Raw genomic sequence first — 20,388 nt, forward strand, 5'->3', positions numbered from 1 at the left:
TTCGTCGCCATCATCCGCCGGGAACAGTTCATCAGGTTTGTCGGCGTGCTTCAGACGTACTCGGATGGGAGCGTCATCGCGGGCGGGAGGTACGATCACCGGGAGGACTTCCTGCTCCCGTTCCGTAAACTTGTCGATCAGGTGATCAGTCGCACTGTACCGTGTGAGCCTGCTACGGCTGGGGCCAGTCTTGGCAACCTGTCGGTCATAGACTCCCTTTCGGGTCTGCTCGAGATAGCCAAGCTCCAGCATCCCCTGATAAGCCCGCTCAACATGGATGTTGTAGCTGAGGTCCGCAGGAGAGGCGGGGCCAGCATACCAGTTCGCGTTGAGTTGGATGGAAGCTTCACCCTTCCTCTTGCGCTGGTAGACCACAGCAACGCTGTCTCGGATCAGGGTCTCGAGAGAAGACCTCAACTTCCGAAGCTGGTCACCACGAAGCTTCCGCTTTGGCTTGCCGCTTCCGTGCCAGACATGGGCTTGGAGTTCACCGGCGATATCGTCGACGATCTGGTAGAAGCGCTTGTAGCGGTCTTCCCGTACGGTATCTCGGCTCTGGGAGTTTGTGACCACGTTAGAAACCTCGTGTGAAGCAGGTATTAGATCAGGGTAGAGGGTCAGGAGCGGCCTTGGGGGCCGCCCTTCCCCATACTAATAGGACTTAGGTGCATCAACTGCCTCCCACCCTTGGAAGCAGCTTTCGTCACGTCACAGCTTTCACAATCACATTAGACCTCAGAAGGCACCACTCTGAGCGGGGGCTAACTTGACGAACACGGGACCTCTTCCGTGATCGCACCTATATACGAGACCGGATACCCCCCGGGGTGGCACTCGCCCCCACCTTCATGCCCGACAAGCTGGTCTAAGCGGTAGCGCCAAGGCAGCGCATGAACTCTCCTAGCAGACAGGAGTATCGCAACTCTACGAGCCACTCTGTGCTTTCAGGTACGGAAGCCAAAAGTTGCACACGACCAAAGAGAAGCTGCCGTATCGCCTCCAGAGGACCGAACAGAACCGTAGTACATTCCGTAGTACAGATCGTTCCTGTTGACCTGTGACTCTCGGTGCTGATAACCCTTATTTTGCTGATGCTTACGATCGCGGAAGTGCCTGTAACGGGAGTAGAACCGCAAATCTGCGGAGCCAACTCCGGCCGCGGGTACCAACTCCGGATGGCGAAACACCGCTCCGCCACGACGTCTCGACGCGACGGCCTCTACACGCATCTTCAAACGACTCCGCGCGCCGCGTGTTGCAGCGGCGCGCGTGTCCAGAAGTCTGGCTGGGTCAGTTGCCGATCAGGGCCTTGATCCGGGCGGCTTTCTGGTTGTGGTTCTCGCTGGTGCTGATGATCGACAGGGCGTTGCCCATTTGCTGCCCGGTCATCTTGGCGACCTCTTCGGGCGATACATATTCCTCGATCAGCGCAATCTGCTCCTCCGAGAAGGTCATCGGCTCGGTCCCTTCGCCGCTGGCGATGAACTCGATCTGAGTGCGCTTTTCGGCGTCGGAGTCCGTGCCGTTGGCGGCGGCGAAGGCCGCCTCCACCTGATCATCATTCAACATCGAGACATCGACTCCCGGTGCGTATTGATTGATCGCGCTGGCCTGTTCCGGTGTCGCGTCGGCGAGAGCTGCGCCGGCGGTGATGCCGGAAATCAGAAGGGCTGCAACAAGACGTTTCATGGAAACCTTCCTTTCAAGAAGCATGACTGTGCTCTCGGGCGCAGTCGATGAGATGATCCAACCCGCCCGGCGGATGCCGGACTGCGGGCACTCGATACGGCACCGGCGGGCGCGCCCCCAAACGCTTGGGGCAGAGCGCAGGGACGCTGCGCAACCCCCAGAGTTTAACGTAAGGTAAAGCGCGCTGCTGGCAATTCCAGACGTGCACATCGGGATTTCACAATCTGTGCCGGGGCGGTCGGGCTGGGGATGCCAGAACCTGGGGCACCTGTCGTTCGGAAGAGCGCGCATCCGCCGGTCATGGCAACATTAGGTGACGCCGGTGGACGCAGCGGTCGGGCGGGTCGAGCCATCACACGCCCTGCCCAATGCGGACCCGTGAGAGCGGGGCGCGCCTGAATGCGCGTATGGCGCAAATATATCGGCTTCAGTCCTGCTTGGGCGCATATCTGCCCAGCCTTGCGGATCTCCGTCTGGCCGCAACCGCCGGGTCTTGGGTAGAAGTGCGCAAAGCACCGTTACGCCAACCGTGACGTGTCGCAGGAGGACTGAACATGAACACCCGCGCCCGCATCGGCTTCGCCGATCTTCGCCCAAAGAGGATGAGCGCCGAGGGTGCGGCCGCGCAGATCCACGACGGCATGACCATCGGCATGAGCGGATTCACCGGCTCGGGCTATCCGAAGTCGGTGCCGGTGGCGCTGGCGGCGCAGATCGAGGCGGCGCATGCGGCGGGGGAACCGTTCCGGGTGAAGGTCTTGACCGGCGCGTCCACCGGCCCCGAACTCGACGGCGCGCTGGCCAAGGCGAATGGCATCGAGTTCCGGCTGCCCTACAACTCTGATCCGATCGCCCGCGAGCAGATCAACTCGGGCAAGATGAACTACGTCGACATGCACCTCAGCCAGGTCGCGCCGGTGGTCTGGGAAGGCTTCCTTGGCAAGCTCGACATGGCGGTGGTCGAAGTCTCGGGGATCACGGCCGACGGGGCGCTGATCCCCTCGTCCTCGATCGGCAACAACAAGACTTGGCTCGATCAGGCCGAGAAGGTGATCCTCGAGGTCAACCACTGGCAGAGCCCCGCGCTCGACGGGATGCATGACATCTACTAGGGGACGGCGCTGCCGCCGAACCGCGTGCCGATCCCGCTGGTGCGCCCGGACGACCGGATCGGCCAGACCCATTTCCGCATCGACCCGTCGAAGGTGGTCGCGGTGGTCGAAACCGAGGCGCCGGATCGCAATCTGCCCTTTGCCAAGCCCGACGCGGTGGCCGAGGCCATCGCCGGGCACCTGCTGGAATTCCTCGCTCACGAGGTCGCGCGCGGGCGCCTGCCGCCGAGCCTGCTGCCGCTGCAGTGGGGTGTCGGCAACGTCACCAACGCGGTGCTTTCGGGGCTGATGGAGTCGCCGTATCACGGCATGACCGCCTTCACCGAGGTGATACAAGACGGGATGCTGGACCTTCTGGACGCGGGCAAGGTGCGGATGGCCTCGGCCACGGCCTTTTCGCTCAGCCCCGAGGCGGCGGAGCGCTTCAATCGCGATGCCTTGCGCTACCGGGACAAGCTGATCCTGCGGCCGCAGGAGATCTCCAACCATCCCGAACTGGTGCGCCGGCTGGGCTGTATCGCGATGAACGGGCTGATCGAGGCGGATATCTACGGAAACGTCAACTCGACCCACGTCATGGGCTCGCGCATTCAGAACGGCATCGGAGGGTCGGGGGATTTCGCCCGCAACGCCTACCTTTCGATCTTCATGACCCCCTCGACCGCCAAGGGCGGCAAGATCTCGGCGATCGTGCCGCAGGTGGCGCATGTGGATCATATCTCGCAGGATGTGCAGGTGATCGTCACCGAGCATGGGCTCGCCGACCTGCGCGGGCTCGCGCCGCGCCAGCGCGCCGGGGTGATCATAGATCGCTGCGCCGACCCGAACTACGCGCCGCTGCTGCGCGACTACTACGCTCGGGCACTGCAGGGGTCCCTTGGCAAGCACGCCCCGGTGCTGTTGAACGAGGCGCTGAGCTGGCACCAGCGCTACATCGACACCGGCTCGATGACCTAGGGCCGCTGGCCGGGTGCGCGCGCTCAAGCAAAAAGCCCGGCCAAAAGGCCGGGCTCTTTCGTCTCCCGCGGGGAGGGATCTCAGATGTTCTCGGCTTGCGGCATGCCGAGCACGTGGAAGCCGCCATCGACGTGGATGATTTCGCCGGTGGTATAGGCGCCTGCATCGGAGACCAGGTAGGCGGCGGTGCCGCCCACGGCCTCGAGCGTCGCGTTCGAGCGCAGCGGGGCGTTCTGCTCGGTGAACTTGTAGGTCTTGCGCGCGCCGCCGATGGCCGCCCCGGCAAGGGTCTTCATCGGGCCGGGTGAAATCGCGTTGACCCGGATGCCGTCCGGGCCGAGGTCGTTCGCCAGATAGCGGGTCGCTGATTCCAGCGCCGCCTTGGCCACGCCCATCACGTTGTAGTTCGGCACGACCTTGACCGATCCGTCGTAGGTGAGGGTGATCAGCGAGCCGCCATTCTCGACCATCAGCGGGTGCGCGCGGCGCGCCACTTCGATGAACGAGTAGCAGGAGATGTCCATCGAGTTCTTGAAGTTCGAGCGGCTGGTGTTGAGGAACCGGCCGGTCAGCTCGGACTTGTCAGAAAAGGCGATGGCATGCACCACGAAGTCGATGGTCGGCCAGCGGGCACCAAGCTGCTCGAACGCCGCGTCGAGCGAGGCGTCGTCGGTGACGTCCACGTCGACCATGAAGTCCGAGCCGACGCTCTGGGCCAGCGGCTCGAGCCGCTTGCCGAAAGCATCCCCCTGGTAGGTGAAGGCGAGCTCCGCCCCCGCCTCGTGCAGCGCCTTGGCGATGCCCCATGCGATGGAGCGGTCATTCGCCACCCCCATGATCAGCCCGCGCTTGCCCTTGAGAAGCTCGCCCATGTCCGTCTCTCGCTTGTTATTCTTGATATTTGCTGAGCAGCATCGACCCGTTGGTGCCGCCGAAGCCGAAGGAGTTTGTCATCACCGTGTCGAGACCCGCGTTCTCGACGAGGCTGGTGGCAATCTCTTCGGGTTTCAGCGCCGGGTCCAGCGTCTCGACGTTGATCGACGGTGCGATGAAGTCGTTCTGCAGCATCAGCAGGCAGTAGATCGCCTCCTGCGCGCCGGTGGCGCCCTGGCTGTGGCCGGTCATCGACTTGGTCGAGGAGACCGGCGGCGTGCTGCCTTCGCCGAAGACGCGGCGCACGGCCTCGATCTCGCCGACATCGCCGACCGGGGTCGAGGTGCCATGCGCGTTGATGTAGCCGACCTTGCGGTGCTCGGGCAGGGTCTGCAGCGCGAGGCGCATGGCGCGCTCGCCGCCCTCGCCCGAGGGGGCGACCATGTCATGCCCGTCAGAGGTCGCGGCATAGCCGGTGACTTCGGCGTAGATCTTGGCGCCGCGCGCCTTGGCGTGCTCGAGTTCTTCCAGCACGACGATGCCGCCGCCAGCCGAGATGACAAAGCCGTCGCGGCCCGCGTCAAAGGCGCGCGAGGCCTTTTCGGGGGTGTCGTTGTACTTCGAGCTCATCGCGCCCATGGCGTCGAAAAGGCACGACAGCGTCCAGTCGAGTTCCTCGCCGCCGCCGGCGAACATCACGTCCTGCTTGCCCATCATGATCTGCTCGGCAGCATTGCCGATGCAATGCAGCGAGGTCGAGCAGGCCGAGGTGATCGAGTAGTTGATGCCCTTGATCTTGAAGGCGGTCGAGAGGTTCGCCGAGATCGTCGAGCACATGGCCTTGGGCACGGCGAACGGCCCGACGCGCTTGGTGGCACCGGTGCTCAGCACGGTCTGATGCGCTGTCAGCAGGGCCGAGGTCGAGGGGCCACCCGAGCCGGCGACGAGGCCGGTGCGCGGGTTGACCACGTCGCCTTCCTCGAGCCCCGAGTCCGCAATCGCCTGTTGCATGGCGATATGGGCATAAGCCGCGCCCGGGCCCATGAAGCGCAGGGTCCGCTTGTCCACGTGCTCGGACACGTCGAGATCGATGGCCCCGGCGATCTGGCTGCGGAAGCCGTGTTCCTTCATCTGCTCGTTGGCGGTGATGCCCGAGCGGCCCGCCTTCAGCGAGGCGAGTACTTCTTCGGCATTGGTGCCGATGGACGAAACGATGCCCAGTCCCGTGACGACGACTCGACGCATGGGAGACCTCCCTCTCAGCTCTCGGAAAGAGCGACTTTCATATCTTTGACCTGGTAGATGACCTCGCCATCCGCCTCGACGATGCCGTCCGCGACACCCATGGTGAGCCGGCGTGTCTGCACGGCCTTGGTGAAATCAACCTTGTAGGTCAGCATCTTGCGGTCCGGGCGCACCATGCCGGTCAGCTTCACCTCGCCCACGCCGAGCGCGTAGCCGCGGCCCAGCCAGCCGCGCCAGCCAAGGTTGAAGCCGGTCAGCTGCCACAGGCCGTCAAGGCCGAGGCAGCCGGGCATGATCGGGTTGCCCGGGAAGTGGCAGTCGAAGAACCACAGGTCCGGGGTAATGTCGAATTCCGCGACCACGTGCCCCTTGCCGTGCAGGCCACCATCACCCGAAATATCGGTGATGCGATCCATCATCAGCATGGGCGGCGCCGGAAGCTGCGCATTGCCCGGTCCGAAGAGCTCGCCGCGCGCGCATTTCAGAAGATCTTCCTTGCCGAAGCTGGTGGGATAATCGGCCATGCAGGCGCGCCCCTTTGTACTTTGTGTCAGGTTGCGCCCCCTCTATCATCGCGAAACCGCGCCATGCAAGCCTGCGCATTGCGCCGTCACCTTGCGGCGCGGACCATGCCAGCTTCGGATTTCCATTTGAAAAGGGCACCTGCGAACCATTATATACGTCTCATGGAGCTAGGGCACTGGACTGAGCTATGACGAGCGACCCCATTCAAAGAGGCAGCGACTGGTTGAGCCAGGCGGGGCTCCGGCCCACGCGGCAGCGCGTTGCGCTGGCGGCGCTGCTGGTGGGCGACGGCAAGCACCGGCACGTCACCGCCGAGAGCCTCTATGCTGCGGCCCAGGCCGAGGGTGAGGGCGTGTCTCTGGCCACGGTCTACAATACGCTGCGCGCCTTCTGCGATGCCGGGTTGATCCAAGAGGTCACGGTTGACGGCAGTCGCAGCTATTTCGACACCAACACCCGCGACCACCCGCATTTCTTCTGGGAGGACGAAGGGCATCTGACCGACGCCCCCTCGGAGGACCTGGTGATTTCAAAGCTGCCGAGCGCGCCGGACGGGGCCGAGATCGCCTCGGTCGACGTGGTGATCCGCCTGCGCAGGAAGTAATCCGCGCTCCCGGTGACGTGTGAAGGGTGCGCCGCCCCTGTTTCTGCGGCGCTCTCCCCCGGCGTATTTGGGCCCGGCATATTTTAACGCGGTGCGTTTTGACATGGCCGCCCCTGCGGCGGACCCGAGGCATGCGCCGGAACCCTGTGCGCGGCGGTGGCGTTTTTTATGGGAAACCGGAATAGGAGGTCCCCATGAGCCGCAAGCTGACCCTGCAATCCATCGAACCGATTACCCATAACGTTCACCACTTGGTCTTCGACCGGCCCAAAGGGCTCGACTTTGTGCCCGGGCAGGCGATCGACCTGGCGCTCGACCGCGATGGATGGCGCGAGGAACGGCGGCCCTTCACCTTCACCTCGCTGCCGGGCCAGGATCGGCTGGAGTTCGTTATCAAGTCCTACCCCGAGGACGCCGAGGGCCACGACGGGGTAACCGAGCGCATCGGCCAGCTGCAGCCCGGCGACACGGTCCTCGTCGAGGAGCCTTGGGGCGCGATCGAAGACAAGGGCGACGGTGTCTTCATCGCCGGCGGTGCAGGCGTCACGCCGTTCATCGCCGTTCTGCGCAAGAAGTTGGAGGAGGCGGGCACGCTCGAGGGCAACACGCTGGTCTTTTCGAACAAGACCGAGGCTGACATCATCCTGCGCGAGAGCTTCGAGGGGATGCCGGGGCTGAAGACGGTCTTTGTGGTCACCGAGGAGACAGCGAGCCCGCTGCATCGTGAGCAGATCGATGGCGAGCTTCTGGCCCAGGTGGTCACCCCGGGGCGCGACGTCTGCTATGTCTGCGGACCGGATGCGATGCTCGACGACATGTCTGCGGCACTGCGCGGGATCGGCGTCGACGACGGTCGCATCGTCACCGAGGAATTCGACTAACCTGCAGCGGTCGGGGCGCTCAGAACCATTGCCCCGGCTCCATCAGCCCGAGGTCCAGTAGCTGCTGCGAATGCCATTCGAAGCGCGCCGAGTTGTGCCAGCGGAAGCCGGCGATCTCGGCGCTCGAGCCGGGGTTGCGCTTCAGCGCCTTGGCAGTCCGGAACGACGCGATCGCGGCTGTCAGATTGTTGTGCCAGGGGCAGGCATAGGTGTTGTATTCCTCGTCGCTGAAGGTGTGATCGTCGCGCAGCCTCAGGCCCTTGTCCGCGCGGAAGAGGGAGATGCGGTCGATGTTGCGCCGCTCCTTCGGAACGTGCTCGTCGAAGCGCCAGCGCAGCCCTCCGAAGAAATCCAGCTGCCGTTCCTTGGGGTGACCGTGGTTCGCCGGGTCCGGGCGGGCCTGCGCGTAATAACCCGAGCGGTCCAGCCAGGCGTCGTCCAGTGAGACCGCGCTCGGAGCCGCGCAAAGATCGCCGGCGTAGAGGTCGATCACGTAGGTGAGCATCGCGTCGCGTCGCTCCTCGGCGTGATAGGCCAGCATTTCGCCGATGCTGCGGGTTTCGCAAAAGGGGAAAAAGAGGAACTCGGCGTTGTAGCAATAGTACATCCAGCGCCCCGGGACCGCCCCGCCCATGCGCGAGACCGCGCGCGGCACCGCCCCGGGCACGTGGGGATCGAAGTCGATGCGATGGGTGCGTTCGGCGACGTCTGCGGCAAGTTCCAGATGGCGCGGCATGAACATGAGAACGGGGGCGAAGCCAAGCTGCATGTGGTGGCGCGCGGTGGTGTCGACCTCGGCCTGATCCTCGCAGAAGATCATCGCCAGCGGCCGCGCGCCGGTTGCCTTGCGCAGCCCCGCCGCCTGCCGTTTCAGGAACTCGTCCAACCCGCTATACTGCATCCGCTCTTCGCCCGGCGTTTTGACCGGACAGTCGGGGAAAAGCGATTGCATTGCAAGACGGGGCGGTATTGCGCTATGCGCACGCCCTGAAACGCCGAACCGGAGTGCTCACATGTCCCACTCGAAGTCCGAGCCGAAGAAGCTCTTCATCAAGACCTACGGGTGCCAGATGAACGTCTACGACAGCGAACGCATGCTCGAGGCGCTGGGCGGGCAGGGTTACGTCGAGACCCAGAGCCCCGACGACGCTGACATGATACTGCTCAACACCTGCCACATCCGCGAGAAGGCCGCCGAGAAGGTCTACTCCGAGCTGGGCAGGTTCCGTCACCTCAAGGAAGAAAAGCCCGATCTGAAGATCGGCGTCGCCGGCTGCGTGGCCCAGGCTGAGGGCCGGGAGATCATGCGCCGCCAGCCCCTGGTCGACCTCGTGGTCGGCCCGCAGAGCTACCACCGCCTGCCTGAACTCGAGGCAAAGGCGGGGCGGGGGGTGAAGGCGCTCGACACGGACTTTCCCGAGGAGGACAAGTTCGAGAAACTGGTATCGCGTCCCAAGGCCAAGCGGGGTCCGACCGCCTTCCTGACGGTGCAGGAGGGCTGCGACAAGTTTTGCGCCTTCTGCGTTGTGCCTTATACCCGGGGTGCAGAGGTCTCGCGTCCGGCCCAGCGTGTGCTTGCCGAGGCACGCGATCTTGTCGAGCGCGGCGTGCGCGAGATCACTCTGCTGGGCCAGAACGTCAACGCGTACCACGGTCACGAGCAGGGGCTTGCCGGGATCATCCGCGATCTGGCAAAGATCGACGGCCTCGAGCGCATTCGCTTCACTACCTCGCACCCCAACGATATGGACGACGCGCTGATCGCGGCGCATGGCGAAGTCGAGAAGCTGATGCCCTACCTGCACCTGCCGGTCCAGGCGGGCTCCGATCGAATCCTCAAGCGGATGAACCGCCAACACACCGCCGAGAGCTACCTGAAAGTGGTCGAGCGGCTGCGCGCGGCGCGGCCCGACCTGCACCTCTCGGGCGATTTCATCGTCGGCTTCCCGGAAGAGACCGAGGAGGATTTCCAGGCGACGCTCGATCTCGTCGAGGCGGTGCAATACGGCTCGGCCTACTCGTTTAAGTATTCCGAGCGTCCGGGCACCCCGGCGGCCGAACGCGCGCAGGTCTCCGAGTCGGAAAAGGACGACCGGCTGCAGCGTCTTCAGGCCCTCCTCGTGCGCCAGCAGCGCGCGCTGCAGGACGCCATGGTCGGCCGCGAGGTCGGCGTGCTCTTCGAAAAGCCCGGCCGGCAACCGGGGCAGATGGGCGGCAAGTCCGACTACCTGCACGCGGTCCACGTGATGGGCGAGGGGCTCTCGGTGGGCGATCTGCGCCGGGTCCGCATCCTCGAGTCCGGGGCCAATTCGCTGAAGGGCGAGCTGGTCTGAACAAAGCGCCGCGCCGTATTTTTGCCACAGGTTCGGGTAAAACGCCGGGGATTGATCCGTAGGCCGCGACAATGCGGCCCCAACGCCGCCGATGATCGCCGCTTGGACACAATATATGGTAGTTCTCTCTTCACAGAGTGGAAATTGCTGCTAGTCTCCCGTCGCGTAAGGGGTTTGGCCCGGTGCGGATCGTTCCGCGCCTGAGGGCCAATGGTATCAACATCGAAAGGGACAGAGGCTGTGGCGACACGCTTTTCCAAGACCCTCCGCGGCATTCTGGGAGTGGCGGCGGTTTCCGCGCTTGCCCTGACCGGCGTCGCGGCTCCGGCAGCCGCTGCCGCAGACGGTCTGAACACACCGGTCATTTCCACGCAGAACACCCGCACCATCCGCGGGGAGCGCTACATCCCGGGCATCTCGCTGTCGCCGGACGGCTGCGAAATCTGGGTCATGGACGATGGTGCCGAGGGATATGCCGTCTCGCGGGTCACCCGCGACGGGCGCCCGGTCTGCCACGAGATCAACATCTGTGGCACGCTGAAGGCAGACCAGTATTTCGCCACTGACAGCTACAGGATCTACCCGCAGAGCCGCGGCCGCCTCGAGGAATTCTTCCGCGACTCCACGGCCTTTGGGTACATCATCGTCGGCCACACCGACTCTCGCGCCAGCAACGCCTACAACGACCGGCTGAGCCTGAACCGCGCCAACTCGGTGGCCGCGGTGGCCAACGCCAGCGGCGCCCGTATCATCGACGTGCGTGGCTACGGCGAGAACTACCCGGTGGCGACCAACAGCACCGTCGAGGGCATGGCGAAGAACCGCCGTGTCGAAATCCTGTGCGTGCGCTGAGGGGGACCGGCCAGATGAAACTCGCAAAACTCGCCCTCGCGCTTGCTGCCGTCTCGAGCCTTGCCGCCTGCGACATGCCGATCGGCGAGGACAAGAGCCAAGACGTCAACCTGGTCGACCGCAACGACCTGTCGCAGATCCGTTGGGGCGTCTGGGTCGACCCGGACGGCTGCGACAACTGGATCGCCGATGATGGCGTCGAGGGCTATCTCGCCCGCCGTCTCGACAAATACGGCAAACCCGTCTGCTCCGGCATCGCCCCACCAACCGTGGCCACCGGCCCGTTCAAGCAGGGCGCCACTTCGGTGATCGGGGATCCGCTCTGACCGGGGTGCCCACAGTCAAATGCCAACGGCCGCGCGATGCCCACCGCGCGGCCGTTTTGTTTCTTTCACACCGGTGCCGCGCCGAAGCTGCTTGACCTCGGGCCCTGCGGCTTGGCACCATGAGCTTGCACTCAAGCGCAGGAGACATGCGTGAACACAGGCATCCTGACCGAAGCCATCCTGGAATTCCCGGACAACCGCCTCCTCATCGATCTGTGCGGGGAATACGACCGCAACCTCACCGACATCGAAGCCCGAACCGGCGTGCAGATCCTGCGCCGGGGCAACCAATTGGCGCTGCACGGCCCGGCCGAGGCGCAGGAAGCCGCGCGCGAGGTGCTCAACGCCCTCTACCAGCGGCTGGAACAGGGCCGCTCGGTCGGCCGCGGCGACATCGACCGCGAGTTCCGACTCGCCCCCGAGGAGCAGGAACCGGGCGACCAACTCGAGATGTTCTCGGCAGGCAAGGTCGAGATCAAGACCCGCAAGAAGCTCATCGAGCCGCGCACGGACGCGCAGAAAGCCTATGTGCGCGCGCTTTTCGAGAATGAGCTCGCCTTCGGCATCGGCCCGGCCGGCACGGGCAAGACCTATCTCGCCGTCGCCGTTGGCGTGAACCTCTTCATCACCGGCCAGGTCGACAAGATCATCCTCAGCCGTCCTGCGGTCGAGGCGGGCGAGAAGCTCGGCTACCTGCCTGGCGACATGAAGGACAAGGTCGACCCCTACATGCAGCCGCTCTACGACGCGCTGAACGACTTCCTGCCCGGCAAACAGCTCGCCAAGATGATGGAGGAGAAGACCATCGAGATCGCGCCGCTGGCCTTCATGCGTGGCCGGACCCTGTCGAACGCCTTCGTGGTGCTCGACGAGGCGCAGAATGCCACCTCCATGCAGATGAAGATGTTCCTCACCCGCCTCGGCGAGGGCTCGCGCATGGTGATCACCGGCGACCGCAGCCAGGTCGACCTGCCGCGCGGCGTGCAATCGGGCCTGCAGGACGCCGAGCGCCTGCTCAGCCACATCGACAAGATCAGCTTCAACTATTTCACCTCTGCCGACGTGGTGAGACACCCCCTTGTGGCGAAGATCATCGAGGCCTACGAGAAGGACGCGGAGCGCGGGGCCTGAGGGCCCCCGCTTCTTCTTCTTGGTTCCAATATCCCGGGGGTCCGGGGGCGCCGCCCCCGGCTTGAACATATGGCTCAGCTCACCGACACGATCATCGAGGACGACCGTTGGGAGGAGGCCGGGCTTGAAGACCTCGCCGAGACCGCGGCCCGTGCCGCGCTGGTCCATCTCGGCCTCGATCCCGAAGGGTTCGAGATCGCCCTTCTTGCCTGCGACGACGCGCGCATCGCAGAGCTGAACGCAGAGTTCCGAGAGAAGCCGACCCCGACCAATGTGCTCTCCTGGCCCTCCGAGGAGCGCGGAGCCGAGGTCGAGGGGGAGGCGCCGGAGTTGCCCGAGACCGAGGACGGCCCCTTCGCCACCGAGCTCGGTGATCTCGCCATCGCCTTCGAGACATGCGCCCGCGAGGCGCAGGAGGCGGGCAAGACCATGGCCGACCATGTGACGCATTTGATCGTTCATGGAACCTTGCATCTTCTGGGCTATGATCACCTGCGTGACGGCGATGCGACGCTGATGGAAAATTTAGAGACGGAAATACTTGGCAAGATGGGTATCGCGGACCCATATTCGTCTGACCTCTGAGAGACACAGGATCAAAAGGACCGATGGGAGACACTGACGACTCGTCTAATGCAGCGCATGGCGCGCAGGAAAACGAGCAGATTGACCGGCCTCCGGGTTTCTTCAAACGCATCTTTTCGGGCCGTGTGAACGGAACCGAGGCTGCGACAGAAACGGGGCAGGGTCTCGTGGCCGCTTACGAGCGGCCCGTACATGGCATGATGAACCTCCGGCGCATGCGCGTGGAGGACGTGGCGATTCCCAAGGCGGAAATCGTTGCCGTGCCCGATACACTCGCCATGGATGAGCTTGTGACGGTCTTCCGCGACAGCGGCATGACCCGTCTGCCGGTCTATTCCGGCACGCTCGACACGCCTGTCGGAATGGTGCACCTCAAGGATTTCGCCCTGCTGCACGGCTTCAACGGCCATGGCGAAGAGTTCGACATGAAGAAGATGCTGCGTCCGCTGCTCTTCGTGCCGCCCTCGATGCCGATCGGCGTGCTGCTCACCAAGATGCAAACCGAACGCCGGCACATGGCGCTGGTGATCGACGAGTACGGCGGTGTCGACGGTCTCGTGACGATCGAAGATCTGATCGAACAGGTGATCGGCGAAATCGAGGACGAGCATGACACCGAGGAAGGCCGCAACTTCTTCCGCGAGAAATCGGGCAGCTGGCTGGCGCTGGCCAAGACCCCGCTCGAGGAGTTCGAGGCAGCCACCGGTATTGCGCTCACCGACCCGGACGAGATCGACGAGGAGGAGATCGACACGCTCGGCGGCCTCGTCTTCATGCTCGCCGGTCACGTGCCGGCGCGCGGCGAGGTGATCCCGCATCCCGACGGTATCGATTTCGAGGTGGTCGACGCCGACCCGCGCCGCATCAAGCGGCTGCGGGTGCGTCCTTCGGCCCCGGCCGCCGACGTATCCATCACCCCTCCGGCGCTGCTGCCGCCGGCGAAACCCGAGGGTGCGGCCCAGCTGAGCGGCGGCGACACCGGGGTCGCGCGTGGCTGAACCGGAGGTGCGGCCCGATGCGGAAACTGCGGACAACCATCGCGAGATGATGGCCCCCGTTGCCGCCCGGGCCGCACGCCTGCTGACGGGCCGTGCCGCGGTTCTCCCGGCGCTTGCCTGCGGCGGGCTCATGGCCTTGGGACAGGCGCCGTGGAACCTGTGGTACGTCGCGCTGGCGGGGCTCGTGCTGTCCATGGCGCTCTTTGCACTGCAGCGCAGGCCTCGTGCCGCGCTCGCCATCGGTTGCGGCGTCGGCACGGGCTATTTCGGCCTGGCGCTCAACTGGCTCACCGAGCCATTTCAGGTCGATGCTGCGGTCACCGCCTGGATGGCGCCCTTTGCGCTCTTGTTCATGGCGGCAGGGCTGGCGCTCTTCTGGGGACTTGCCTTCTGGGGCGCCGTACAGGCACCGCGGGCCAGGCTCTTCGCGCTCGTGGTCAGCTGGGGGCTGGCCGAGCTGGCACGAGGCTATCTCTTCACTGGCTTTCCCTGGGGGCTCGTCGGCTACCTCTGGGAGCCAACGGGCGCGATCCAATGGGTAGCCTGGACTGGTTCCTTCGGGCTGACGCTCGTGACCCTGGCATTGGCGGCGCTGCTGGCCCGCGGGCTGTGCGGCGCGTGGCAGGCGGGGGCGCTGGGGCTTGTCCTTGTGCTCGGGCTGCTTGTCGGTGGGGCGCAGATGGTGCCGCCGCTGCAGGACTTGGGCGGCCGCCCGGTGGTCCGCCTTGTCCAGCCCAACGCGCCGCAGACCCAGAAATGGGACCGCGCCTATATCCCGATTTTCTTCGAGCGACAGGTCGAGTTCACCGCGGCCCCGGCGCAGGACGGTCTGCCGCGCCCCGAACTCATCGTCTGGCCCGAGACCGCGGTGCCGCGGCTGCTTGAGAACGCCGAGGGCGAGCTGCGGGTGATCACCGATGCCGCCCTGCCGGGCCGGGTGGTGCTCGGCATCCAGCGCAGCGAGGGCTACGATTACTTCAATTCCCTGGCACTGGTCACGCAGGGCCCGAAGGTCGAGGCGGTCTACGACAAGCACCATCTGGTGCCCTTCGGCGAGTACATGCCCTTCAAGGAACTCTTCCGCCACATCAACGTCAGCGGTATCGCCGCGCGGGCGGAGGGCGGCTACTCCGCCGGGCCGGGGCCGCAGCTGCTCGATCTGGGCGGGGAGATGGGCTACGCGCTGCCGCTTATCTGCTACGAGGCGGTCTTCCCCCAGGACCTGCGCGGCGCTCCGCGGCCCGAGCTGCTGCTGCAGATCACCAACGACGCCTGGTTCGGCAATTTCTCGGGCCCCTATCAGCACCTCGCGCAGGCCCGGATCCGGGCGATCGAGCAGGGCCTGCCGATGCTGCGCGCCGCCAACACCGGCGTGTCGGCGGTGATCGACGGCGCGGGGCGCGTGCTGAAATCGCTGCCGCTGGGCGAGGCCGGCTTCATCGACGCCCGCCTGCCGCCGCCGCTGCGCGTGACGCTCTACAGCCGGACCGGCGATCTGCCCCTCCTTGGGCTTCTGGCCGTGCTGATGCTGCTCGCCTTCCGCCCGGCTCTGCACAAGTCGCGACGTAATTCGGATTGACGCCGCTTTCGTTGCCGCGTAGCGAGAAGGTTCATATCCCTGTCACAACGGCTTCCTGGCGTGACAGCTGGTACCTAATGGAGCGCTTATGTCCCGACAGAACTATATCTTCACCTCGGAATCCGTTTCCGAGGGGCACCCCGACAAGGTGTGCGATCGCATTTCCGATGCCGTGCTCGACGCTCTTCTGGCAGAGGACCCCCTGGCCCGGGTCGCCTGCGAGACCTTCGCCACCACCAACCGCGTGGTGATCGGCGGCGAGATCGGCCTGACCGACCAGGACAAGCTGCATGACTACATGGAGCGCATCCCCGATATCGCCCGCGCCTGCATCAAGGATATCGGCTACGAGCAGGACAAGTTCCATCACGCCACCTGCGAGGTGACCAACCTGCTGCACGAGCAATCGGCGCATATCGCCCAAGGCGTGACCGGGCAGGGTGACCGCGACGAGGGCGCGGGCGATCAAGGCATCATGTTCGGCTATGCCACCAACGAGACGCCCGAGCTGATGCCGGCGCCGATCCTCTATTCGCACGCCGTTCTCAAGCGGCTCGCCGAGGCGCGCAAGTCCGGGGCCGAGCCGATGCTGGGTCCGGACGCCAAGTCGCAGATCTCGGTGCGCTACGAGGGCGGCAAGCCGGTCGGCGTGACGTCGATCGTGCTGTCGACCCAGCACAGCGACGAGGGGCAGACTTCGGACGATATCCGCGCCATCGTCGAGCCGTACATCCGCAGCACGCTTCCCGAGGGCTGGATCAGCCCCGAGACCGAATGGTGGGTGAACCCAACCGGCAAGTTCGTCATCGGCGGGCCGGACGGCGATGCGGGCCTGACCGGGCGCAAGATCATCGTCGACACCTACGGCGGCGCGGCTCCGCATGGCGGCGGTGCCTTCTCGGGCAAGGATCCCAGCAAGGTCGACCGCTCGGCGGCCTATGCCGCGCGCTACCTTGCCAAGAACGTCGTGGCGGCAGGTCTGGCCGAGCGCTGCACCGTGCAGCTCTCCTACGCCATCGGCGTCGCCAAGCCTTTGTCGATCTATGTCGATACCCACGGCACCGGCGATCTTGAAGCCGCGGCGATCGAGCGGGCCATCCCCAAGGTGATGGACCTGACCCCGCGCGGCATCCGCACCCATCTCGAGCTGAACAAGCCGATCTACCAGCGCACCGCGGCCTATGGCCACTTCGGCCGCGCGCCCGAGTCGGACGGCGGCTTCTCGTGGGAGCGGACCGATCTTGCAGAGGCGCTGAAGCGCGAGATCTGAAGCCGGGCAATTCCCATCAATCGGAATTGCGCGGGATCAGGCGGGCCGGAAGGAGACCTCTGGCCCGCTTCGCTTTTGGCGCTCTGACCTATGGTCAATCCCGGCGCCGCATGCCATGGCATGCCACATGGATTTGTGGATTGCCGTCACCCTCTGCGCTGCCTTCTTCCAGACCTTGCGCTTCATGCTTCACAAGGTGCTGAGCACGGGCGGGCTCACCGCAACCTCCTCGACCTTCGCGCGCTTTGCCTATGCCGCGCCCGCCGCCGTGCTGGTCGTAGCGACCTACCTGATCGCCACTGGGCAGGGCTGGCCGCAGCTGAGCTCCGCCTTCTGGGCCTATGCGCTCTTCGGCGCCCTGGGGCAGATTCTCGCCACGGTCTTGGTCGTGGCGCTGTTCCGGCAGCGCAACTTCGCCGTCGGCATCACCTTCAAGAAGACCGAGGTCATCCAGACCGCGCTCGTCGGCCTCGTGGTGCTGGGCGAGAACATCTCGGCGGCGGGCTGGGGGGCGATCCTCATCGGCCTCATCGGGGTCCTGCTGCTCTCCGAGACGCCGGGCCTTTCGGGCAACTGGCTGCGCCGCATCGGCAGCCGGGCGGTGGCACTCGGCCTCGCCTCTGGCTTCTTCTTTGCGATCTCCGGTGTCGGCTATCGCGGTGCCTCGCTCGAGATCGCCTCGGAGGCGCCCTTTCTTCGCGCCGGGGTGACACTGGTCTGCGTGGTGCTGTCGCAGGCCCTCGGCATGGCGCTCTGGCTGCGGCTCTTCGAGCCGGGGCAGATCACCGCCGTCTGGCAGGCACGTCGCACCGCGATCTGGCTTGGCCTCACCTCGATGGCCGGGAGCCTGTCGTGGTTCACCGCCTTTACCCTGCAGACCGCCGCCTACGTGCAGGCGCTGGGGCAGGTCGAGCTGATTTTCTCGGTCATGGCCTCGGTTCTGGTCTTCAAGGAGAGCATCACCCGCCGCGAGCTGGCGGGCATCGGCTTCCTGTGCCTGTCGGTGCTGATCCTCGTGCTCGTGCTCTGAGCGCCGGATCCGGGTTGCGCCGGGCGGGGGAGGCTGACATTTTCCGCGCCAGAAAAGGAGCCCGCCCCATGTCCTTCACCCTTGCCACCTGGAACATCAACTCGGTCCGCCTGCGCGAGCCCATCGTCCTCAAGCTGCTCGCCGAAGAGGGGCCGGACGTGCTGTGCCTGCAGGAGACCAAGAGCCCGGTCGACAAGATCCCGCTCGAGCAGTTCGCGGCGCTTGGCTACACCCATATCGTGGCGCGTGGGCAGAAGGGCTACAACGGCGTCGCCATCCTGTCGAAGCTGCCGCTGCTTGACGCCGGCGATCAGGATTTCGCCACCCTCGGCCACGCCCGCCACGTCGCGGCGAAGCTCGAGAACGGCGTCACCATCCACAACTTCTACGTCCCCGCCGGCGGCGACGAGCCGGACCGCGAGGTGAACGAGAAGTTCGGCCAGAAGCTCGACTACCTGACCGAGATGCGTGACTGGTTCCACGCCCACAAGCCCGAGAAGTCGATCCTCGTCGGCGATCTCAACATCGCCCCGCGCGAGGATGACGTCTGGAGCCACAAGAAGCTGCTAAAGATCGTCTCGCACACGCCGATCGAGGTCGAGCACCTGGCGCAGGCGCAGGACGCGGGGGAGTGGGTCGACATCACCCGGCAGGACATCCCCGAGGGGCAACTCTATTCGTGGTGGTCCTACCGCGCGCGCGACTGGGACGCGGCGGACAAGGGGCGGCGGCTCGATCACGTCTGGGCGACGCCGGATATCTCGAATGCCGGGCACGGCTCGCGCATCCTGCGCGCCGCGCGTGGCTGGGAGAAGCCCTCGGACCACGTGCCGGTTTTCGCCAGCTTCGACCTCTGAGCCACAGTCGCGTCCGGGCGGCGCACAAGTCCGGGCGCTTGCGGAACAATCCGCGATGCGCTCTGGTTGAGGCGGGGCCGGGACAGGGTTCCCGGACGCAACATCGGAGCGCCGTGCATGGGCCCCAACACCACGATCTTCGCCGTCTTCCTGGCGGTTGCCCTGCCGCTTCTGGTGGCCTTCGCCGTCTGGCGCGCGGTCACCACGGCGCGCACGCCGCAGGGGGCCGTCGCCTGGACGGTCTTTCTGGTCGCGGCGCCGTGGTTCGCGCTGCCGGCCTATCTCTTCTTCGGGCAGCACAAGCTCAAGGGCTACCGCATCACCCGGCGCAGCAGCCGCCTCGTGCGGCGCGAGATGGACGCATTCTGCGCCGACTACCCGCCCGCAGAAGCCGACGGGGCCCGCTACCGCGCCTTCGAGCGACTGGCGGCGATGCCGGCGGTTGGTGGCAACTCGGCGAACCTCCTGGTCGACGGCAAGGCCACTTTCGAGGCGGTTTTCGAGGCGATGGACCGGGCGGAGCATTACCTGCTGGTGCAGTTCTACACCATCGCCGAGGACGGACTGGGCAACGAGATGGCCGAACGGATGATCGCGGCCTCGGCGCGCGGCGTGTCGGTGCGACTGATTTTTGATGGGGTGGGCAGCTACGGGCTGCCGGCGCATTACCTCAATGCCCTGCGCGACGCCGGGGTGCAGGTGGTCGATCCGGCGAATGCGCCGGGTCCGACCAAGCGCTTCCAGATCAACTTCCGCAACCACCGCAAGACGGTGATCATCGACGGGCAGGAGGGCTTCATCGGCGGCCACAACGTCAAGGATGACTATCTCGGCAAGAACCCCACCTTCGGCCCTTGGCGCGACACGCACCTGCACCTGCGCGGCCCGATGGTGGCGCAGCTGCAGCTGGTCTTCGCAGAGGACTGGCACTGGGCCACCGGCGAGAGCATCGGGGGCGGGCTCAACTGGCGGCCCGACAGTGCCGAGGAGAACCTCTCGGGCCTGGTGCTGCCCTCGGGGCCTGCCGACGACATGGACACCGGAGCGCTCTTCTTCATCTCGGCCTTGGCCGAGGCGCGCGAGCGGGTGTGGATCGCGACGCCGTATTTCGTGCCCGACCAGGACGTGCTTTCGGCCCTCGTTGGCGCCGCGCTGCGCGGCTGCGACGTGAAGGTGCTCGTGCCCGATGCCATCGACCACTACCTTCCGTGGCTCGCCGCCCATGCCTTCTTCGATGAGGTCCGCGCCGCCGGGGTCGAGGTGCTGCGCTACGAAGGCGGCTTCGTCCACCAGAAGGTCGTGCTGGTCGACGACGACTTCGCCGCAGTGGGCTCGGCAAACCTCGACAATCGCTCTTTCCGGCTCAATTTCGAGACAATGGCCCTGATTTTCGACCGCGGCTTCGCGTCGCGGGTGGCGAAGATGCTGGAGGCCGATTTCACCAGCGCCTACAAGATGGACAAGCCGCTGCACGAGCACCCGAGGTGGGTGCGTGCCGCCGCGCCCTTTGCGCGGTTGCTGGCCCCGATCCTGTGAAGGTG

Annotated in this window: 19 protein-coding genes, 1 pseudogene and 1 riboswitch; of the genes and pseudogenes, 15 read left to right on the forward strand and 5 right to left on the reverse strand. The window is 65.5% G+C overall.

Annotated features, from left to right (window positions below):
• Window positions 1-591 (forward strand): hypothetical protein (locus G0D83_RS07115; protein ID WP_164191198.1); only part of this gene is annotated, 591 nt, incomplete at its 5' end.
• Window positions 592-1,290: 699 nt separating this feature from the next.
• On the opposite strand, the gene G0D83_RS07120 is transcribed toward G0D83_RS07115, so the two are convergent.
• Complete coding sequence (locus G0D83_RS07120; RefSeq protein ID WP_164191201.1) at window positions 1,291-1,689, reverse strand: hypothetical protein; 399 nt, start codon at window positions 1,687-1,689, stop codon at window positions 1,291-1,293.
• Window positions 1,690-2,243: 554 nt separating this feature from the next.
• Between G0D83_RS07120 and G0D83_RS07125 the strand changes: the two are divergent.
• Window positions 2,244-3,758, forward strand: a pseudogene (locus tag G0D83_RS07125) (acetyl-CoA hydrolase/transferase family protein).
• Window positions 3,759-3,838: 80 nt separating this feature from the next.
• On the opposite strand, the gene G0D83_RS07130 reads toward G0D83_RS07125, so the two are convergent.
• Genes G0D83_RS07130 through fabA form a run of 3 tightly spaced genes read right to left on the reverse strand, consistent with a single transcriptional unit; the run spans window position 3,839 to window position 6,400 of the window.
• Window positions 3,839-4,630, reverse strand: coding sequence for an enoyl-ACP reductase (locus tag G0D83_RS07130; RefSeq protein WP_108966944.1), 792 nt, complete (start codon window positions 4,628-4,630; stop codon window positions 3,839-3,841).
• 16 nt (window positions 4,631-4,646) lie between these two features.
• Window positions 4,647-5,876: a beta-ketoacyl-ACP synthase I gene (gene fabB, locus G0D83_RS07135; RefSeq protein WP_164191204.1), complete on the reverse strand. Its 1,230-nt coding sequence runs from the start codon at window positions 5,874-5,876 to the stop codon at window positions 4,647-4,649.
• A gap of 14 nt (window positions 5,877-5,890) precedes the next feature.
• Window positions 5,891-6,400, reverse strand: a complete 510-nt coding sequence (gene fabA / locus G0D83_RS07140; RefSeq protein WP_108966940.1) for a bifunctional 3-hydroxydecanoyl-ACP dehydratase/trans-2-decenoyl-ACP isomerase — start codon at window positions 6,398-6,400, stop codon at window positions 5,891-5,893.
• Window positions 6,401-6,588: 188 nt separating this feature from the next.
• Here fabA and irrA point away from each other — a divergent pair, with 188 nt between their 5' ends.
• Together irrA and G0D83_RS07150 are read left to right on the forward strand one after the other, a co-directional pair.
• Complete coding sequence (irrA, locus tag G0D83_RS07145; RefSeq protein WP_164191207.1) at window positions 6,589-7,005, forward strand: iron response transcriptional regulator IrrA; 417 nt, start codon at window positions 6,589-6,591, stop codon at window positions 7,003-7,005.
• A 194-nt stretch (window positions 7,006-7,199) separates the two neighbouring features.
• On the forward strand, window positions 7,200-7,886 hold the full coding sequence (locus G0D83_RS07150; protein WP_164191210.1) for an FAD-binding oxidoreductase: 687 nt from the start codon (window positions 7,200-7,202) through the stop codon (window positions 7,884-7,886).
• 19 nt (window positions 7,887-7,905) lie between these two features.
• Here G0D83_RS07150 and G0D83_RS07155 read toward each other — a convergent pair whose 3' ends face one another.
• Entirely contained in the window at window positions 7,906-8,787 is an 882-nt protein-coding gene (locus tag G0D83_RS07155) for a hypothetical protein (protein ID WP_203594967.1), read from the reverse strand.
• Between the two features lie 112 nt (window positions 8,788-8,899).
• Between G0D83_RS07155 and miaB the strand changes: the two genes are divergently transcribed.
• The 11 genes from miaB (at window position 8,900) to cls (ending at window position 20,383) form a co-directional block, all read left to right on the forward strand.
• Entirely contained in the window at window positions 8,900-10,219 is a 1,320-nt protein-coding gene (miaB, locus tag G0D83_RS07160) for a tRNA (N6-isopentenyl adenosine(37)-C2)-methylthiotransferase MiaB (protein ID WP_164191213.1), read from the forward strand.
• Between the two features lie 240 nt (window positions 10,220-10,459).
• Complete coding sequence (locus G0D83_RS07165) at window positions 10,460-11,071, forward strand: OmpA family protein (RefSeq protein WP_370457184.1); 612 nt, start codon at window positions 10,460-10,462, stop codon at window positions 11,069-11,071.
• A 14-nt stretch (window positions 11,072-11,085) separates the two neighbouring features.
• Entirely contained in the window at window positions 11,086-11,397 is a 312-nt protein-coding gene (locus tag G0D83_RS07170; RefSeq protein WP_164191221.1) for a hypothetical protein, read from the forward strand.
• 150 nt (window positions 11,398-11,547) lie between these two features.
• Entirely contained in the window at window positions 11,548-12,528 is a 981-nt protein-coding gene (locus G0D83_RS07175; protein ID WP_108966928.1) for a PhoH family protein, read from the forward strand.
• 69 nt (window positions 12,529-12,597) lie between these two features.
• Window positions 12,598-13,113: an rRNA maturation RNase YbeY gene (gene ybeY, locus G0D83_RS07180; protein WP_164191239.1), complete on the forward strand. Its 516-nt coding sequence runs from the start codon at window positions 12,598-12,600 to the stop codon at window positions 13,111-13,113.
• A 23-nt stretch (window positions 13,114-13,136) separates the two neighbouring features.
• The gene (locus G0D83_RS07185) at window positions 13,137-14,111 is read left to right on the forward strand and encodes a hemolysin family protein (protein ID WP_235939988.1); all 975 of its coding nucleotides are present in this window, start codon (window positions 13,137-13,139) and stop codon (window positions 14,109-14,111) included.
• Between the two features lie 49 nt (window positions 14,112-14,160).
• Window positions 14,161-15,690, forward strand: a complete 1,530-nt coding sequence (gene lnt / locus G0D83_RS07190) for an apolipoprotein N-acyltransferase (protein ID WP_164191537.1) — start codon at window positions 14,161-14,163, stop codon at window positions 15,688-15,690.
• 36 nt (window positions 15,691-15,726) lie between these two features.
• Window positions 15,727-15,775: riboswitch (SAM-SAH riboswitch) on the forward strand.
• A gap of 3 nt (window positions 15,776-15,778) precedes the next feature.
• On the forward strand, window positions 15,779-16,960 hold the full coding sequence (metK, locus tag G0D83_RS07195) for a methionine adenosyltransferase (protein WP_164191243.1): 1,182 nt from the start codon (window positions 15,779-15,781) through the stop codon (window positions 16,958-16,960).
• A gap of 127 nt (window positions 16,961-17,087) precedes the next feature.
• Complete coding sequence (locus tag G0D83_RS07200) at window positions 17,088-17,990, forward strand: DMT family transporter (RefSeq protein ID WP_108966922.1); 903 nt, start codon at window positions 17,088-17,090, stop codon at window positions 17,988-17,990.
• Window positions 17,991-18,058: 68 nt separating this feature from the next.
• Window positions 18,059-18,847 carry an exodeoxyribonuclease III gene (locus G0D83_RS07205; protein WP_108966920.1) on the forward strand — a complete coding sequence of 263 codons (789 nt, stop codon included), beginning with the start codon at window positions 18,059-18,061 and terminating at the stop codon, window positions 18,845-18,847.
• A 117-nt stretch (window positions 18,848-18,964) separates the two neighbouring features.
• Window positions 18,965-20,383 carry a cardiolipin synthase gene (gene cls, locus G0D83_RS07210; RefSeq protein ID WP_164191247.1) on the forward strand — a complete coding sequence of 473 codons (1,419 nt, stop codon included), beginning with the start codon at window positions 18,965-18,967 and terminating at the stop codon, window positions 20,381-20,383.
• The last annotated feature ends 5 nt before the right edge of the window (window positions 20,384-20,388 follow it).

Source organism: Salipiger sp. PrR003 (assembly GCF_010500785.1).
Taxonomy (GTDB): domain Bacteria; phylum Pseudomonadota; class Alphaproteobacteria; order Rhodobacterales; family Rhodobacteraceae; genus Salipiger; species Salipiger pacificus_A.

Bases quoted from the DNA above. Each gene is read 5' to 3' on its own strand.
- G0D83_RS07120 (WP_164191201.1), bottom strand. From the start codon at position 1,689: ATGAAACGTCTTGTTGCAGCCCTTCTGATTTCCGGCATCACCGCCGGC.
- G0D83_RS07130 (WP_108966944.1), bottom strand. From the start codon at position 4,630: ATGGGCGAGCTTCTCAAGGGCAAGCGCGGGCTGATCATGGGGGTGGCG.
- fabB (WP_164191204.1), bottom strand. From the start codon at position 5,876: ATGCGTCGAGTCGTCGTCACGGGACTGGGCATCGTTTCGTCCATCGGC.
- fabA (WP_108966940.1), bottom strand. From the start codon at position 6,400: ATGGCCGATTATCCCACCAGCTTCGGCAAGGAAGATCTTCTGAAATGC.
- irrA (WP_164191207.1), top strand. From the start codon at position 6,589: ATGACGAGCGACCCCATTCAAAGAGGCAGCGACTGGTTGAGCCAGGCG.
- G0D83_RS07150 (WP_164191210.1), top strand. From the start codon at position 7,200: ATGAGCCGCAAGCTGACCCTGCAATCCATCGAACCGATTACCCATAAC.
- G0D83_RS07155 (WP_203594967.1), bottom strand. From the start codon at position 8,787: ATGCAGTATAGCGGGTTGGACGAGTTCCTGAAACGGCAGGCGGCGGGG.
- miaB (WP_164191213.1), top strand. From the start codon at position 8,900: ATGTCCCACTCGAAGTCCGAGCCGAAGAAGCTCTTCATCAAGACCTAC.
- G0D83_RS07170 (WP_164191221.1), top strand. From the start codon at position 11,086: ATGAAACTCGCAAAACTCGCCCTCGCGCTTGCTGCCGTCTCGAGCCTT.
- ybeY (WP_164191239.1), top strand. From the start codon at position 12,598: ATGGCTCAGCTCACCGACACGATCATCGAGGACGACCGTTGGGAGGAG.
- G0D83_RS07185 (WP_235939988.1), top strand. From the start codon at position 13,137: ATGGGAGACACTGACGACTCGTCTAATGCAGCGCATGGCGCGCAGGAA.
- lnt (WP_164191537.1), top strand. From the start codon at position 14,161: ATGGCCCCCGTTGCCGCCCGGGCCGCACGCCTGCTGACGGGCCGTGCC.
- metK (WP_164191243.1), top strand. From the start codon at position 15,779: ATGTCCCGACAGAACTATATCTTCACCTCGGAATCCGTTTCCGAGGGG.
- G0D83_RS07200 (WP_108966922.1), top strand. From the start codon at position 17,088: ATGGATTTGTGGATTGCCGTCACCCTCTGCGCTGCCTTCTTCCAGACC.
- G0D83_RS07205 (WP_108966920.1), top strand. From the start codon at position 18,059: ATGTCCTTCACCCTTGCCACCTGGAACATCAACTCGGTCCGCCTGCGC.
- cls (WP_164191247.1), top strand. From the start codon at position 18,965: ATGGGCCCCAACACCACGATCTTCGCCGTCTTCCTGGCGGTTGCCCTG.